This window comes from Brevibacillus borstelensis (assembly GCF_037834415.1).
Taxonomy (GTDB): Bacteria; Bacillota; Bacilli; order Brevibacillales; family Brevibacillaceae; genus Brevibacillus; species Brevibacillus borstelensis_A.
Genome location: NZ_JAUMSJ010000048.1, coordinates 21,385 through 36,542, shown reverse-complemented (window position 1 = coordinate 36,542; position 15,158 = coordinate 21,385). Strand labels below are relative to the sequence as shown.

General features: G+C 49.1%; 14 protein-coding genes and 1 pseudogene. 4 read left to right on the top strand and 11 right to left on the bottom strand.

The genetic code is table 11. The features are described from left to right. Positions 1-457: 457 nt before the first annotated feature. The 4 genes from Q3F21_RS24645 to Q3F21_RS24630 all read right to left on the bottom strand — a co-directional run bounded on the left by Q3F21_RS24645 (position 458) and on the right by Q3F21_RS24630 (position 1,892). Positions 458-730: a hypothetical protein gene (locus tag Q3F21_RS24645; RefSeq protein WP_340258845.1), complete on the bottom strand. Its 273-nt coding sequence runs from the start codon at positions 728-730 to the stop codon at positions 458-460. Next, positions 727-915, bottom strand: coding sequence for a hypothetical protein (locus Q3F21_RS24640; RefSeq protein WP_340258843.1), 189 nt, complete (start codon positions 913-915; stop codon positions 727-729). The genes Q3F21_RS24645 and Q3F21_RS24640 overlap by 4 nt, the downstream gene beginning before the upstream one ends. 345 nt (positions 916-1,260) lie before the next feature. Then, the gene (locus Q3F21_RS24635; RefSeq protein ID WP_340258841.1) at positions 1,261-1,497 is read right to left on the bottom strand and encodes a hypothetical protein; all 237 of its coding nucleotides are present in this window, start codon (positions 1,495-1,497) and stop codon (positions 1,261-1,263) included. Positions 1,498-1,565: 68 nt separating this feature from the next. After that, a complete protein-coding gene (locus Q3F21_RS24630) occupies positions 1,566-1,892 on the bottom strand; it encodes a hypothetical protein (protein ID WP_340258839.1) in 327 nt (108 codons plus the stop codon). A gap of 163 nt (positions 1,893-2,055) precedes the next feature. Between Q3F21_RS24630 and Q3F21_RS24625 the strand changes: the two genes are divergently transcribed. From Q3F21_RS24625 to tnpA, 3 genes and pseudogenes are all read left to right on the top strand, one after another. Further along, complete coding sequence (locus Q3F21_RS24625; protein WP_340258837.1) at positions 2,056-2,334, top strand: hypothetical protein; 279 nt, start codon at positions 2,056-2,058, stop codon at positions 2,332-2,334. A 128-nt stretch (positions 2,335-2,462) separates the two neighbouring features. After that, positions 2,463-2,960: a DinB family protein gene (locus Q3F21_RS24620; RefSeq protein WP_340258835.1), complete on the top strand. Its 498-nt coding sequence runs from the start codon at positions 2,463-2,465 to the stop codon at positions 2,958-2,960. Between the two features lie 12 nt (positions 2,961-2,972). Next, positions 2,973-3,362 (top strand): annotated as a pseudogene (gene tnpA / locus Q3F21_RS24615) (IS200/IS605 family transposase); the annotation flags it as partial. 259 nt (positions 3,363-3,621) lie between these two features. Here tnpA and Q3F21_RS24610 read toward each other — a convergent pair. From Q3F21_RS24610 to Q3F21_RS24585, 6 genes are all read right to left on the bottom strand, one after another. Then, complete coding sequence (locus Q3F21_RS24610; RefSeq protein WP_340258833.1) at positions 3,622-4,758, bottom strand: tyrosine-type recombinase/integrase; 1,137 nt, start codon at positions 4,756-4,758, stop codon at positions 3,622-3,624. Positions 4,759-5,062: 304 nt separating this feature from the next. Further along, on the bottom strand, positions 5,063-5,989 hold the full coding sequence (locus Q3F21_RS24605) for an ABC transporter permease (RefSeq protein WP_340258831.1): 927 nt from the start codon (positions 5,987-5,989) through the stop codon (positions 5,063-5,065). A gap of 30 nt (positions 5,990-6,019) precedes the next feature. After that, positions 6,020-6,883 (bottom strand): ABC transporter permease subunit, encoded by an 864-nt coding sequence (locus Q3F21_RS24600; RefSeq protein ID WP_340258829.1) that lies wholly within the window; start codon positions 6,881-6,883, stop codon positions 6,020-6,022. A 165-nt stretch (positions 6,884-7,048) separates the two neighbouring features. Further along, complete coding sequence (locus tag Q3F21_RS24595; RefSeq protein WP_340258827.1) at positions 7,049-7,507, bottom strand: chemotaxis protein CheX; 459 nt, start codon at positions 7,505-7,507, stop codon at positions 7,049-7,051. Between the two features lie 89 nt (positions 7,508-7,596). Continuing rightward, on the bottom strand, positions 7,597-7,980 hold the full coding sequence (locus Q3F21_RS24590) for a hypothetical protein (RefSeq protein WP_340258825.1): 384 nt from the start codon (positions 7,978-7,980) through the stop codon (positions 7,597-7,599). 72 nt (positions 7,981-8,052) lie between these two features. Then, positions 8,053-11,820 (bottom strand): S8 family serine peptidase, encoded by a 3,768-nt coding sequence (locus Q3F21_RS24585; RefSeq protein WP_340258823.1) that lies wholly within the window; start codon positions 11,818-11,820, stop codon positions 8,053-8,055. Positions 11,821-11,993: 173 nt separating this feature from the next. Here Q3F21_RS24585 and Q3F21_RS24580 point away from each other — a divergent pair, with 173 nt between their 5' ends. After that, positions 11,994-13,646 carry a DHA2 family efflux MFS transporter permease subunit gene (locus Q3F21_RS24580; RefSeq protein WP_340258821.1) on the top strand — a complete coding sequence of 551 codons (1,653 nt, stop codon included), beginning with the start codon at positions 11,994-11,996 and terminating at the stop codon, positions 13,644-13,646. A gap of 64 nt (positions 13,647-13,710) precedes the next feature. On the opposite strand, the gene Q3F21_RS24575 is transcribed toward Q3F21_RS24580, so the two are convergent. Then, complete coding sequence (locus tag Q3F21_RS24575) at positions 13,711-15,099, bottom strand: hypothetical protein (RefSeq protein ID WP_340258819.1); 1,389 nt, start codon at positions 15,097-15,099, stop codon at positions 13,711-13,713. Positions 15,100-15,158 lie beyond the last annotated feature (59 nt).

Here is a 15,158-nt window from a genome sequence, read left to right as displayed (position 1 = left end):
TATTTGTTGGTCGGTCATTTTACGTTCTCCTTCTCTTCAAATGTGATACAATCATTTTGAGGTGTTCACATGATGAAAACAAAAATGAGACTAATTTTCCTATTGATCTGCGGCTTAACTGTATTTATCAATGGCATTTATCGCCTTTTAACAGAACCAGTATCATTCGTCAATATCTGGTTTGCTTTGTGCGGCTTAGGAACACTTGTGCTAATTAAACGTAAGAAGATGTTTTCTGATTAAGTATCTTACCGTTGTGTTACCTATGAATCACTTTCAGCATCGGTTCAACCGGCTGCGAAAAATCACCAACAATACGAGACTGAATCTTTCCCGATGGTCTTATCACGTATCCGTCACAGCCAGGAGAGTCACATTTAACACCGTGCTTGAAAGACCATCTTGTTATGTCATATTCTCTGTTGCAGGACCAGCAGTAGGCTAATACCATGGCGTTTCAATGATCTGCTGTTCGGTCATAAAATCCCCACCCCTCGCATTCTCCCTCACACTCTTCGTCACTAAGTTTGTTGAGCGCCCTTTCAGGATAGCCATGATTTCGAAGCAGCTGGCGATATTCGTTGTTTTCTGAGCTGATAGACAGGCTGTTGTGCATACGTGGCGGGAAATACTGCTTCGCCTCCTCCAGCGCTTGTTCTGGCGATTCCGATGACAAGGTAATGACCTGCTCGACAGTTCCAGATTGACCCTTGATTTTGTAGGTTGTCATCGATGTTTCCCCCTCACCTGTTTATTCATTTTTCGAGCGTACTCCTTCACCATTCGTGGTTGTTGTTTCATTAAGCAATAGACATGGGCGGCAACCTTTCTGATCCACTCAGCATTGAGCGTTACTTCTTCGTCAGACATATCCCTTATACGGTCCAGCCTTTGTACTACCTCGCCACGTTTCAAGTTGTTTACCTCCCATTCATGAATCTGGCTCCGATCTGGTGGGTACCATCTTACCTCGCCGAAATAGTTGCATATTTGGGCTACGTCCACATAACACCCGTCCGAAACGAGGTACTCTTTCAATAACTATGGAGGATTTTCCCGATCATACTTTTTCCAAGGAATCACGATATTACCTCCCTACTCACTGTGCTGATTCACTTGTTTTGGAGCCCTGCGCTGCTCTTTTTCCTTCTGGCGACGTTCGGACGTTCGGCCTCAATTTCATTGACACAGCGAACGTGCAGCCTTCTAAAGCCATCCACGTAGTGCGTCCGGCCCCTATCTACTCGTTTTCCGCACCGACTACAAATCCATAGGGTCTGCACCTCTTTTCACAATGAGCACTTTGTTCTCAAATACTTTGAAACCAAATTCTACAACTTTCGTACGGGCCTTGTCCGCGATCATCATAGCGAAGTTGGAAGCGTCAGCTGCTTCTTTAATGACGAGGTTAACCAGATTCTCTACATCGATTCCGCTACGCTCTACTGTCAGGAATTGGAGTAATTCGCTTCTAAGCTCCGCTATTTCTCCATACATCCGATTAAGCAACCATCATACCGGCAATCATCCCACCCGCCTTTGTGGTTGTTCTCCTGAAGCTTAGATTACATCTGACCAGCAAACCATCTGACTTGTTCCCGAGGGTGAATACCACCCTCCAATTCCTTCAGAAGTCGTTTGGCATCCGTTGCAGTTCCTTCGCCGTTCAGGACACGGTAGCGTAGCTCGTCGTCGATCGGACCCCACAACACAAGCTTTCCATTTCTGTATTCGTCTGCGTAGCCTTCGTTGAAAGCCAACGCCAGGATGCAAAAGGCTTCATCATCGCCATATCGCGTGATTGTTTCGTCAGAAATACCAACAGCGTTCAGCTTCTTACGGTTTTCCCCGTCATTGGCGACCAGGATATTTGCGTCTTCCCCACCGTTCAATCGCGTCTAGGCTGTTCAGAACGTCCAAAACTGCTCGTCTATTCATGCCTCTTTCCTCCCTTTTCTGAGTAACTATTGTGATAAACCCGTTTCTGTTGTTTTGCCCTAAGGAACAGACGCCTTTGGAGTTTTCATGGCAAAATTTAAAGAGAGGTGATGATCAATGCAAGTTGGAAATGAAATAATCACTTGGGATAACTTTCATTGGGTTAGGCTATTCATGTGGACACTTGTTTTTATGTCTCTTCTCTCGTTAATCCTTGGGATTATAAAACAATCTGGATGGCTAATGTTATTTAGTGCCTTAACCGTTTTCCCGATGGCATTTTATTTGTTTGGAGCGGAAAACTGGATTAAGTTAGCGATATTGGTTCCTGTCGTTGAAGTGATTTTAGCTTTTGTATTTTGGTTTCGACCAAACAAAAGTAAAGGAGAATCGTGAACTTCAAATTTTCAGGTACACAGTACACAATGTGATAAATTACGGTTTCACAGTGATGTAGATGTATGATACCAAGTGATTATAATTTTGTTATAATATGGATAAATCAGAATCGAAAGGAGAATAATATGAATCAATTTAAAGAAAATTTATTCAAAACCAGAGAGCAGTTGTTAAATGAGATTTCTTCTCTAAGTTTTGATGAATTCAATCAACGATCTGAGGTGGATAAATGGAGTATTGCTCAGGTTTGTCATCATTTGTTTATTACGGAAACGTTGTTCGTAAAAGCAATTGTGTTTGGGCTTGATCAAAAGAATTCAACCGCCGCAGAACACATACCGATTCAGGTTGTGTCAGATAGGTCCAAAAAGATTCAAGCTCCTAAGATTTCAGAACCAAGTTCCGACCCTTTTCAAGTTCCACAAATCATTCAACTTTTAAGCGATTCAAGAACTAAATTCATGGATGTTCTTAGTAAGATAGATGACGTGTCGGTTTTGAAGGAAATAGCGGTAAAGCATCCTGTTTTTGGTAACTTGCCATTAGATCAATGGGTCGAACTATTGTATTTACACGAGCAGCGACATATAGAGCAAATTAAAGATCTGAAAGCAATGAGTTAACGGAAAAGTTAGATCTACGGGAAATTAAGGAGAGAGATAGGGAAGATTTTACGGGGGTTATGTGAACGAAAAGGAATGGAGATCATCGAAGCGGAAGCCTGCGTGGATCATATTCACATGTTGGTGAGCATTCGGCCCAAGTTAAGCGTGTCCGAGTTCATGGGTTACTTAAAGGGAAAAAGCTCATTGATGATCTTTGATAAGTTTGCAAATATGAAATACCGATATGGAAACCGTCAATTCTGGTGCAGAGGGTACTACGTAGATACAGTAGGAAGAAATAAAAAGGTAATTGAGGAATATATTCGTAACCAGTTAGTGGAGGACAAGAATTACGAGCAAGTAACAATGAAAGAACTGATCGACCCGTTTACGGGTGAGTCGGTAAAAAAGGGCAGGTAAAGGAGCCCCTTTTCAGGGGCCGCCCGAGGCAACACGCGGTTGGCAGACTTTCAGCGAGCCTTTGAGGCGCTTGCTTGCAACATGCCCTTATAGGGCTAATGGAAGCCACCGGCTAAGCCGGTGGTTATGACTTTGCAACAAAAAACCGCCCGCAGGCGGCTGGTGATTCAATTTCCATGCTATAACTATACACCGGAAAAAGCGTCTCGTTCTATGCTGTTCCTTTGAGTTCTCTTATAAATCACATTGGTTCATAGGGCTATTTGATAGTGCCAGTTGTCTTAATAAGGGAGTCAAGTCCAGCAGCTGCGTCCTCTTGCATGTTCGGCATCAGGTGGCCGTATGTGTCCATTGTAATCGAAACGGAAGAATGGCCAAGGCGTTCAGAAATGACTTTGATATGAACGCCTTGTTTGATCAGCAGGCTTGCGTGCGTATGTCTCAGATCATGGAATGTGATTTTTGGAGCTCCGGTCTGCTTCAGAAAGCTGTCCCATACCTTCTGGATTGCTCTGCAGGTTACGGGTCCACCAAAATTTGTGCAAACAACCAGATCGTTTTTTTGATAATCCGGCCCCAACTTTACCATCTCGGGTACGATTACGTTTTTTCGATGCTCTTTAAGTACCTCAATGGTTTCTGGAGAAAGTGCAACAGATCGCATACTCAATTTTGTTTTTGCCCCGGGCTTGATTTGACGTTTTTTTGTAATGGTCTGCTGGATGGTTAAATTACGCCTTTCAAAATCGATGTCGCCCCAACGTAACCCCAATATCTCGCCTTGACGCATTCCCGTCATAATGGCCAAGTAAACCGCTATCCAATATCTACTCTTACCTTTCGTTTTTTGAAGGAAATCACTGACAAACTCCGGCTCCCAAACAATTAGTTCTCTTCTGGTTGAAACCTGGGGCTTTTCTACTTTATTCGCTACGTTTTTCCTAATGAGCTCTTTCTTCTCGGCGCTGTGAAGTGAGGCATGGATAACGCTGAAAACCCGTTTAACAGTGGCCGGCGCAAGCCCTTTTTTCTGCATGGAATCAACAAACAGTTCTATGTCATGGGCCGTGATTTTGGCGAGCGGGATATGGCCTATCCCCTGCTGTATGTGAGTCCGAAAGTAAGAATCGTACTGATCAATGGTCGACTCAGCAAGGTTTCGTTTCGACTTCAGCCATTCCAAGAAATATTCGCCGTACAGTTTTTTGCTCGGCTCTATATATTCACCTTTTTGATATGCAGCCATAGCCTCGACCATGGCCTTCTCAGCTTCTTTTTTTGTTTTGAAGCCGCGCTTGGTGATCCGTTCTCGCACTCCGTTTTTGATTTCGCCAGTATAGAATTGGTACCACCATTTATTGTCGCCCTTCGCCTTCTCGTTTTTATAAACCGGCATATGTATCCCTCCTACTAACATCAAATGCCTAACAGCATCAAATTAGCATCAAAATCGTATTTTCAGAATAAAAAAAGCGGTAAAACCCTTATTTAATAAGGGTTCTACCACTATGTACGCTCCCCTTCAATCGTGCCACCCCTCCTTGTGGGCTCTACAGGAACAAGGTTGAGGGATTACAGAGTCACCTTATCCTATGTAGGGGGGTGGGTGGTGGTGCCGGAATTACGGGGATTTTAGGCTTTTGCCTTATATCCTATTCAAAAAATGGGCGATGGGTTCCGCCGGTAAGATGACTGCCCCGCTAAATAAACGGCGTCCGGTGATACGTTTCCTGAAACCGCTCGCGAAGCCCCTTCGCCAGCAGCGAAAAGGACCCGACGGCAAAAATAAACGCAGCCAGAGGAATCATAAACATCCACGCGTTGTTTCCGTAGACAAACCCTCTGTACGAGCCGAGCAGACCGGCCCACTCGTTTGTAACGGAGTGGTAGAGGACCGGATCGAAGGTCATGTACGTCCCGCCGACAAACAGGTCAAACATGCCCAACAGCCCCATCAAAGTCATGACCGCGATCATTTCGGTTACGGCGATCAGAACGAGCTGTTCTTTTAACTGGGGCAAGATATGGCGAAAAATGATCTGCTCGCGGCCGGCCCCCAGAGAAGTCGCAGCGAGCACATACTGCGTTTCCTTGATTTGCTCTGTCTTTTGCCGGATCGAAGACGCGACGCTGGGAGCGCCAAGCAACCCGACAAGGCCGATGAACAGCAGCACGAGCGTCCCTATGGTCAGCTCCGAATTTCTGTTCAGCCCCACGAGCATAAAGTACACCGGCAAAAAGATAGGCATGTATCCCCAGGCGTTTTCGATCGACAGCCACCACTTCTGAGGCTTGTCCTGGATGCCGATATACAGGCCGATGATGGTCCCGATCAAAAGACGGAGAACGGCGGCAATGATCGTAACGAATACCGTGTAGGGCGCCCCGTACAGAAGCTTTGTCAACAGATCGTAGCCCCATTTGTCAGTGCCCAGCCAATGCTCATTGGAGGGGGGCAGCGGCGGGGAGACAATGACGGTTTTCCCGTTTACTTCAACATTTTTCACTTTCTCTTGAAAGTCCAAATCGTAAGGGGCTATGTATGGGCCAATGATCCCAAGGATGATCAGGAGCATGACAAGCACAGCTCCGACCCACAGGGACACATTCACTCGACGCTTCTGCATGGCAAAACCTCACTCTTTTTACGCGCTTCTTTATTTGTAGACAGCAATCCGTTCAAACAGATACAAAATAGCCCGAATCAACAGGTACACCAAAATCGAAAGCAAAATGATGCTCATCAGGCCCACAACGGCAGGGTTAAACTGGTAAAAGCCTTCTTTGGAAAAAATGAACCGGGTCAAGCCGACGACGTTCAGAAGATATTCGACGACGAACAGGTTGGCCACTGTAAGGGCGATGGTCTTCTTCAGATCGGCCAACAGAAACGGCTTTACATTTTTGTACACGTGATGAATGAGAATATGCCAGATGCCCATCCCTTTTGCCAAAGCAGTCTTGATGTAGTCCTCGCCGCCGATTTGCCTGTATTTGAGACTGACCACCTTCATTAAAAAAATAGTCGGTCCGATCGCCAGCATCGTGAGCGGGAACCACATATTGTTCGAATCACTTGTCGGAGAAAGGGTAATAATCCGAATATTCGTCCACTTGTAGAACTGAATCGCCGCTAATACGGATAATAAAATCAGTACGAAATCAGGAATGGCAGAAATTAGATTCAGCAGCTTCTGAAAGTGGCGGGCAAAGGCAAAGCGCTGCAGGAACAGCCCGAATAACAGACTGGCCAAAACAGCGATCAACACGCTGTAAAACATCAGTTCAAAAGAGTTGAGAGCAAATGGAACAATATCCTGGGCGATGCTGCGTTCGCTATTTCCCGAATAATAGGTACCGAGTGAGCCCTCCCCGATCTGTTGCAGCAAATAGACAGTGTAAGTCACTACGCTTTCCGGTGCAAAATGCACTTCCTCTTTGATGGAGTAGAGCATGTAGGGACCGCCGCAGACAATCACAACTAGGAAAAACATCCCGATTAGCTGCCTGATATATGACAAACATTCATTCCCCCTTACTATCTCACACAATACACGATCTGGAAAAAAACAGCCAGAACAATCAAAAATATTTTATCTTTTTTTATTATTCCAACTCTTGCATGGTTTCGTCAACCCTTGCCGAAGAGAAAAAAGGCGTTCTGCCAGTGCAGAGCGCCTTCCTCCCTATTTTGCTACCAGGACTTGAATTTCCATACGGCCCATATCGCTTAAGTCGAGCGGAACGGTATATGCCGTCCGCGAACCCCATGAATGTTCCTGCGACAGAATAAACTGCGGCGGAGTAATATCGATCACGACTCCTTGATTGTAGAGCATCGTGCTGGCATTTCCGGAGATCATATTCCCGAGTTCCGATATAGCGCTTTTTCCCATTTCATCCAGCTCATTTACGGGAAAGCCTCCCATCATGGCTGATACAAGACGCAGAGCGAGATCGTTTTGCAAGCCGAAAAACACGTCGCCTTCCAACTGGCCGGTCATTCCAATGCGGATCCAGGTATGATCGTCCCGATAGTACCACTCAGTCATCTCCAACTCTCCCCGCTTGATCGTCACGTTGCAAAGCTGCTCAATCACTAAGGAAGCCGAATCCAGAAACGGATTGAGGTACTGGACGTTCATCTTTTTTCCTTCCTTCCCGTACGAATTTCTCCTCATGAGGCCCATTATAATGTCGAAAAATGGCAGAGACAAGTCATTATCCGAAATTTTTAAGGACTTTCGGTGCAGAAAACAGGCGCATCCGGAAACAAAACCTGTACATTAGCACTAGTTTCTCTTGTGAAAATAAGACTGCATTTCCGCAAGTCAAGCATCTCTACGCCCACTTCATGACAGCTCAGCTGCCACATGGGGCTGCTTAATCGCTCGAACGCAAAGACTGTATCTCCAAAAGCCAGACATTCGTTAATGCAGCGCTCAGCCGGATAATCCGGCCCTTCCTCCAGCAAATGAACGGGCTCCACCCCGAACTGCTGCAACAAATGAACTCTGTCGGCAAGCTGCTCGGGGCGCTTTCGCGATACGTTCCTTCGCGGAGAAAGCAACGGATACTCCTTTGTTACATATACCCAATCAATTCCATGATAAAACACGCCCAGTCCTCCCCGATCGCATTCCTTGCGAACCCATACATATGAGAAAAAAGGATGCCGGCTGGCACCCTCTTATCTCTTTTTGCCTACGATGACGATTTCTGCTTTTGTTTCCCGCCCGAGTGCATCGACTGCCACGACCGACAGCTTCTGCTTTCCTTCCTTGACGCTGTTTACCTCGGCGCGGAATTCTCCCTTGTCGTTCACATCGACGAACACCCGCTGCTCGGCATAGTCCAGATGCATCCGGACTGTTCCTGGGGCATTTACCCTGCCGGAAATCTGTATGCTCTCGCCAGTGTGCGCTTCCCTGTTCTTGTCATCCAGGTAAAGGGCAGGTGCAGGCAAAGGCTTTGCCTGGTATGTGTACCGCTGTTCTCCGTGATGGAGCACGAGCGAACCGGCCTGAGCATCCACATAAACATAGACGGTCATGGAGGACTCATTCCCGGCGGCGTCCTTTCCCTCAAGCAAAATACGGTTTTCGCCGTGCTGAAGGGCAAGGGTCTGCATGAAATTCTTGTGCACCGCTTTCTCCAGATGATCTTCCTCCCAACTGGAGACGATCTGTCCATTGATGCTGACCTGCCCCTTGTGCGTTTGGTCTCGATACGCAAACTTCACAGGAACGAGCATCCGTTTGGCCCCGGCGTCAAACCAGATCGCCTCCGTGCCATCATTGGTTAGCTGAAGCAGCGGGGGAGTGGTGTCTACGATGATCCGTTGCGTAAACTGTCTGCTGTTGCCGTGCATGTCCTGTGCTTGATAGGGAACGTAATTTAGTCCCTCCGGCAGCTTCAGGATCGTTTGAAATGAACCGTCGGTCTCTACCGGCACCGGTTGTTTGTTGATTTGCAGCCGCACTCTGTCGAGCATGTCTTCGCCGGTAATCCTTCCGCTCACCGCAACCTCAGGCTGACGGGAAATCAGCACAGAGTTGTACAGGTCATGGGGAAACTGGACAAAAGGCGGTACAATATCGCTTTTTCCGTTGACGTTGACGACACTCATATTTCCCGCATAGTCATACGCCACCAGGGAGATTCGTTTGTCCGGCTGACTGACGATGGTGCTGGTGATGCTCGCCGAATAAGGTCCCCCCACTTTTTTTCCGCCGACATACAGCAGATAGCCCTGGATGTCCTTGTCCCGCGAGCTCCACTGCAGCTTGTTTCCGGACAGCGAAGCGGAGACGACCGGCGGTTTTGTGTCTACTTTGATCGGAAGCGTCAGCGTATGCCAATTGGCATGGCGGCTGTCGATGCGGGCGCGCACGACGAAGCGGTATGCGCCATCCGGAACGGTTTCGTAGACGCCCTTTTCGGGATTGTACCTTTTTCCGTCCCAGCTCCACTCTTCCCGTTCCGTGTAGTAATAAGCGGTACCGAGCTTGGATTGATCAAATTTGCTGATCTTCTCGTCGCGCGACAGAGAACGGATAACCGCACCGCTATTGTCCACTACATCTACCGTCACTTGACGGGCATTCCGCAAAAAAGTAACCGAAGGAGCCGCCACGTCATAATGTCCGTCCCCATTTGGCGAAAACGCGATTTTGGCCGGATCCACCTGAACCCTTCCGTCTTCGCTCACCCCTGTGACCCCGAGATAGTCCCGATATTTCCACTTGTCATTTTGCTTGTCGTGGTACCAGGTGGTCTTGACGCCTGTCCGATGCTCCTGGCTCCCCGGCTCCCACATCGGCTGATCCATTACACGCGGTTCATCCCAGTTTCCATAAAACCCGTAATAAGGGACCCGCAGGGCGGGAATATCGGGATCGGTCGGCTGAAAAAGGACATATCCTTCGGCAAAGATATTGCGGGGGGCGTTCTTGGGGATCTGCAGCGTCACCTTTACCTCCGCCCGCTGTCCCGGCTGGACGGTAACCTGCTGGGCAGAAAACCGCAATCCGGCACCCGGCAGCGCCGTATCGGCAAGCATGTTGATCCCGTCCTGCCGTTTGTCCGTCAAGACGCCGAACTCATCCTTGACCTGATAAGTAACCGGTTTTTTCCCGAACTTGTTTTCGACATACAGGGTAAACGTTGTCGTTTCGCCCACTTCTCCAAGCGATACGCCTGCTTTGCCCTTGGCGTCGGTAATGATGCCCGGCGTTTGAATCGCTTTGGCGATCTGCATCAAGCCTGCGCCCTGCACCCGTGGACTGTAAGGGACTTTGCCCGCCGGCCTGCCGCTCGCCGTACTTGCAGCATCACGCGGGTCCAGGATCGGCCTTGCCGTATTCATCGCCGCAGCCTTCATCGTTTCTACCAGTTGTCTGCCGGACAGACTGTAGCCTTGTTTTTGGTAAGCCTGCTTCAAGAGAGCCATTCCTCCTGCCACATGCGGAGTAGCCATGGAGGTCCCGCTTTTGACGGCGTAATCGTTTTCGCGGACAAGCGACAGAATCCCGCCGCCTGGAGCTGCGATTTCCGGCTTGAACTGAAGATCTGGAGTCGGCCCCCAGGAGGTGAAAGCCGAGACCGTTCCTCCATCCGGGTAAGGCATGGCGTTTTGGGCATATTGACCATCAAAATTGATTTTGACCTTTTTTCCTTTTTTTAGCGCCTGCGCCAGTTTCTCTCCCGTCTGCTTCAGAATCGAAACAGCCGGCAGGGAAGTGGTGCTCTCGGCGGAAATAATCAGCGGTCCTGGCTGATTGTTGTAAATAACAACACCGGCCGCTCCTTTCTCCTTGGCCAAACGCAGCTTCTCCTCAAAGGAGATATCGCCCCTCTCCAAAAGAACCACTTTTCCCTTTACTGAGACGTTGTAGTCCTCCTTTTTTCCTTTCCCCATGTAAACCAGCTCGTACTGCTTCATCAAGGCCTGGACCGGATTCAACGCTTGCCCGCTGGCGGCGTGCCCATGGAGATACACGGCCCTCGTAAGGTCAGGCGCTCCCTCGACGGCAAAGCTTAGACCGGCAAGTGTCGTTGCGTTCACAGAAGCTACGGAGAAGGCATCAGGGGCAAGGCCGGGTGAGCCGATCATCGCGACATCCGGATTTTGCGCCTTTACCTTGTCGCTGCCGAAGTAGGCGTCATTTCCCGCTGCAGCCACGACGATTACTCCGTTGTCAACAGCCCTTTTGACAGCGTACTGCTCGGTGTTGGTCTCATCTACATAGCCTGCTGATGAACCCAGGCTCAGATTGATCACATCCGCTTTTTTTGCAATGGAATCATTCATCGCAAACAAGATAGACTCGCTCAGCCCGGGGACCTCGCCTTGATAATTGCTGAATACCTTTTGGCTCAGCAGCTGCGCCTCGGGGGCAACCCCCTTTACTTTTCCGTTGGCCGCCGCAATTCCGGCGACATGAACGCCGTGCTGGGATTCGCCGACATCTTCTGTGATTAGGTTGCGATCTGCCCAGTTATATCCAGGGATTACCTTTTGTGTCGCTCCTGATTTTTGCTGGGCGGACCGCTTGTCACGCGGGGTAGGCAAATCGGGATGCTTTCCATTGATTCCCGTATCGATCACAGAGATGAGCATCCCTTCTCCCTTGACCCCGTTTTCCCCCCAAGCCTTCGTCGCTTCGATCATATCCAGATTGGAGGTGGGGGATTCTGCTACTTGCTCCCCCTTCAGCACATGCTCTGCACGGGTCCATTCGTCCGCTGACGCAGACTGGACAACGCCGCCTTGGGAAACACTCTGTCCGGCAGCACCTGTCTGGCTGAGATCGGGCTGCAAGTCCGTCCAGACCTGCTGCTTTGTAATTGTTGCGGCTACGGCTTCAGGAAAGTCGCCCTTTAGGCTCCAGTTGCCTGCCGTCGTTGACGGAAGCAAAACCAACGATAACCCGATGTAAAAGACCTGTTTTTTCATCGTTTGCCCCCTTCCAGAAAAACATCGAATATCATAAGTCTTCCATGGAAGGCAAGCACCTATTCTCAAAAGGGAGATTTCCCCTGTCAGGAAAAGGTGAGATCGAAGGACATACTACCTGGAAGAAAAGAAAGTAGCTTCTGCAGTACGCCGTAGGACAGGAGAGATGATCAATGGATAAACAGAAGAATAGAGGTTTGCTGATCTCTGGCCTGCTCGTCGCCATGTTGTTCGCTTCTCTGGACAATACGATTGTAGGGACAGCGATGCCGCGAATCGTCGGCGAACTCGGGGGCCTTGGAATCATGACGTGGTTGACGACGGCCTACATGCTGAGCTCTACCTCGGTTGTGCCAATCGCCGGCAAAATGGCCGATCTAATCGGACGGAAGACTGTATATGTCACAGGCTTGATTATTTTCATGCTCGGCTCGGCGCTTTGCGGTATGGCACAGTCCATGACCCAGTTGATCTTCTTTCGCGCTTTGCAAGGCATCGGCGGCGGCGTGATGATGCCGATGGCGATGATTATTATCGGGGATATTTTTACCGGGGAACAACGCGCCAAATGGCAAGGCGTGTTTGGTGCCGTATTTGGCCTTTCCTCCATCATCGGTCCGCAGGTCGGGGGATGGATCGTCGACGCCTCCAACTGGCGGTGGGTGTTTTACATCAACATGCCGGTCGGCATACTGGCTGCAATCCTGATCGCCATTTCACTCAAAAACCGCCAGCAAACAGGGCCGGTCACCTTCGATATCTGGGGCATGTTTACGATGGTCGCCGGAGTTGTCAGCCTCCTGCTGGCACTCACCTTCGGAGGCAAAAATTACCCCTGGCTCTCTTGGCAGATCCTTTCTCTGTTCGCCTTGTCGGCTGTTTTCATCACCGGCTTTATCTTGATCGAAGGACGAACAAAAGAGCCAATCCTGCCGCTGCGCCTGTTTCAAAACAAGACCTTTTCTCTCTTGAGCGCAATCGGCTTTCTGATGTCGGTTGGCATGTTTGGTGCGATTATGTTCGTGCCGCTGTTTATGCAAGGCGTTGTAGGCATCAGTCCTTCGGAATCGGGAACGGTCATGGTGCCGATGATGCTTTCGATGATGGCGGCTAGCATGCTCGGCGGGAGGCTCGTCAAGATGCTGGGCGTGCGAATCCAAATGATTATGGGCATGGTCGCCATGGGCGTAGGCTTTTGGCTTTTGTCGACCATGGTGATGGAAACGACCAAATATACGACGATGGGCTATATGGTCATTTTGGGGCTGGGGATCGGACTGGTGATGCCGCTGATTACCATCGCCCTGCAAGAGTCGTTTCCCAAATCAGAGCTCGGGGTGGTGACCTCGTCCAGCCAGTTTTTCCGCCAAATTGGCGGGACGTTCGGGATGACGATTCTCGGAGCTGTGATGAACTATCATTCGACCATTCTGCTTTCGCAAAGTCTGGTGCCTTATCTTGAACAGCTTCCACCCCAGGCTCACGACATGGTTGTCCATTTTGAATCGATGATCGAGACAAATCCGCAAGGGATGTATTCCATGCTGCTCAGCCCTGAAGCCTTGGCTCAAATCCCCGCAGCCATTTCGCAAACGCTGCTGCCGATCCTGAAAGTCTCGATGGTCGAGTCTTTGCACTACGTATACCGGTTCGGGCTGCTTTTCGTCCTTTTGGGAGCGATCTGCACGCTTTTCCTCGGCACCATCAAGCTGTCCACTGGACAGGAGAGCGACGAAAAAAAGCGAGCAGGCGTCCACAGCCGGAAACGCAGCAGTGATGGAGAAATCCGTTTCACGGCAACAAGGCCCCTGTCGAAGCGCCGGTGACACCGACTCGCGGCAAGGGCCATTTGTCAAAGGCCGCGACAATCTACTCGCGGCGGCACTCGTTTTACAGCTCGACTAGCTCACCGGAAAGACCATCATACATCCAGTCACAATCAATCACCCAGACGGGAATTGCTTTTTTTCTCCCGAGACCGTCGGGGTCCGAGTAATGCGGATCGAACATATACCTTTGTTTGACTGTTATTTTGCTTTTCAGCGCATTCCATGCTTCCGCCCTGGTTCGCAGAGCTTTTCTGAAATTTCCTTGTGTTTCTCTTGCTTCCTGTCCAATCGCCACAGCTTTTTCCGCTTTTGCTTTGTTCCAGAAATCCAGGGCATCAAAGGTCTGAACAAGCTCCCAGGTGTCTCTGTCAAAAAAGAAACGGATCCCGCCCCCCATCATCAACGGGATACGATGAATCATACGATAAACGTGCACGACAACCCGATTTTCGGAAAAGCCTTCCACGCAGTCTTGATCCGGTTTGCGAATGTACATGTACTCGAAAGGCTCGTCCGCGTAGTGAGTGGACAAGTATGAACGAACAAGTTCCTTTGCACGGTTTTTTTCCTCTTCCGTAAGAGCAGGATGGAACGGATGAGGCGAGTCAATGTCTACTTCTTTCACATGATCGTCCAAACGCAATTGTTCATAGCGTCCCTCTGTAAAAATGGGCTGCTCATTCCATTTTACTTCTGGCATTGGCTCGCAATCATCCCGGCATAACGCGATCTCATCCAGTACCTCGATCTCATCAGAGCTCAGAATCTCGCCTGTCCGTGCATGAATGACAATTTCATTGCAGACATAGAAAGGCTTCTCTAGCGACAGGACCGGCAGATAGTATAAGGATACTTGATTTTCCGTGAACCCTGCCAAAAGCTCCTCAGCCGGAATCAAGGCTGCTTCCTTCTCACATGTACAATCGTCCCATCTGCAAAATAGATGAAGCAGCGCAAAATCAGTCGAAAGCCGAATATCGAAGGTTTGATAGCTTCGAAAGGGAATCCCTGCATACTGCCTGGAAAAACTGAGCTCGTACCACTTCTCGTTGCAAATCAGCTTTTTTCGGACCGCAAGCTCTGCAGGTGTAATTGGCAATCCCAGTTTTTCAATCCATTTTCGGACCTGCTCATATACCTTTTCGTACAGTCTGTCGTCTATGTCCTTCTCGTGCATCTCTTCATCCGTACGATAATCATGTCTGTAGTATGCGATTACATGACCTGTTAACGCGTCAAGCTCGGCCCGGATCGTATGTTTGCTTACCAGACCTTCTTCATCCAACTCCGGCTCTCCTCTTTTGTTCCATTCCACTTCCACCCTGAAGAGAGGAGTTTGATTTCGCTCGCTATTTCGGAAAATGCCGCTTTTTATTACTTCGTGAGTATCCGGAATCTGTGCACACTGCTCGATTCTCTTCATCGCGTCCTGAACAGATATAAGCTTCACGTCAGTTCCTCCAATGTGAAAAAGTTGTCCTTATAGAACAATACGTTTGGCATTCAGAG

What these genes read in the sequence shown, in the direction of transcription:
- Q3F21_RS24645 (WP_340258845.1), bottom strand. Translation starts at nt 730, where the DNA reads ATGACAACCTACAAAATCAAGGGTCAATCTGGAACTGTCGAGCAGGTC.
- Q3F21_RS24635 (WP_340258841.1), bottom strand. Translation starts at nt 1,497, where the DNA reads ATGTATGGAGAAATAGCGGAGCTTAGAAGCGAATTACTCCAATTCCTG.
- Q3F21_RS24625 (WP_340258837.1), top strand. Translation starts at nt 2,056, where the DNA reads ATGCAAGTTGGAAATGAAATAATCACTTGGGATAACTTTCATTGGGTT.
- Q3F21_RS24620 (WP_340258835.1), top strand. Translation starts at nt 2,463, where the DNA reads ATGAATCAATTTAAAGAAAATTTATTCAAAACCAGAGAGCAGTTGTTA.
- Q3F21_RS24610 (WP_340258833.1), bottom strand. Translation starts at nt 4,758, where the DNA reads ATGCCGGTTTATAAAAACGAGAAGGCGAAGGGCGACAATAAATGGTGG.
- Q3F21_RS24605 (WP_340258831.1), bottom strand. Translation starts at nt 5,989, where the DNA reads ATGCAGAAGCGTCGAGTGAATGTGTCCCTGTGGGTCGGAGCTGTGCTT.
- Q3F21_RS24595 (WP_340258827.1), bottom strand. Translation starts at nt 7,507, where the DNA reads ATGAACGTCCAGTACCTCAATCCGTTTCTGGATTCGGCTTCCTTAGTG.
- Q3F21_RS24585 (WP_340258823.1), bottom strand. Translation starts at nt 11,820, where the DNA reads ATGAAAAAACAGGTCTTTTACATCGGGTTATCGTTGGTTTTGCTTCCG.
- Q3F21_RS24580 (WP_340258821.1), top strand. Translation starts at nt 11,994, where the DNA reads ATGGATAAACAGAAGAATAGAGGTTTGCTGATCTCTGGCCTGCTCGTC.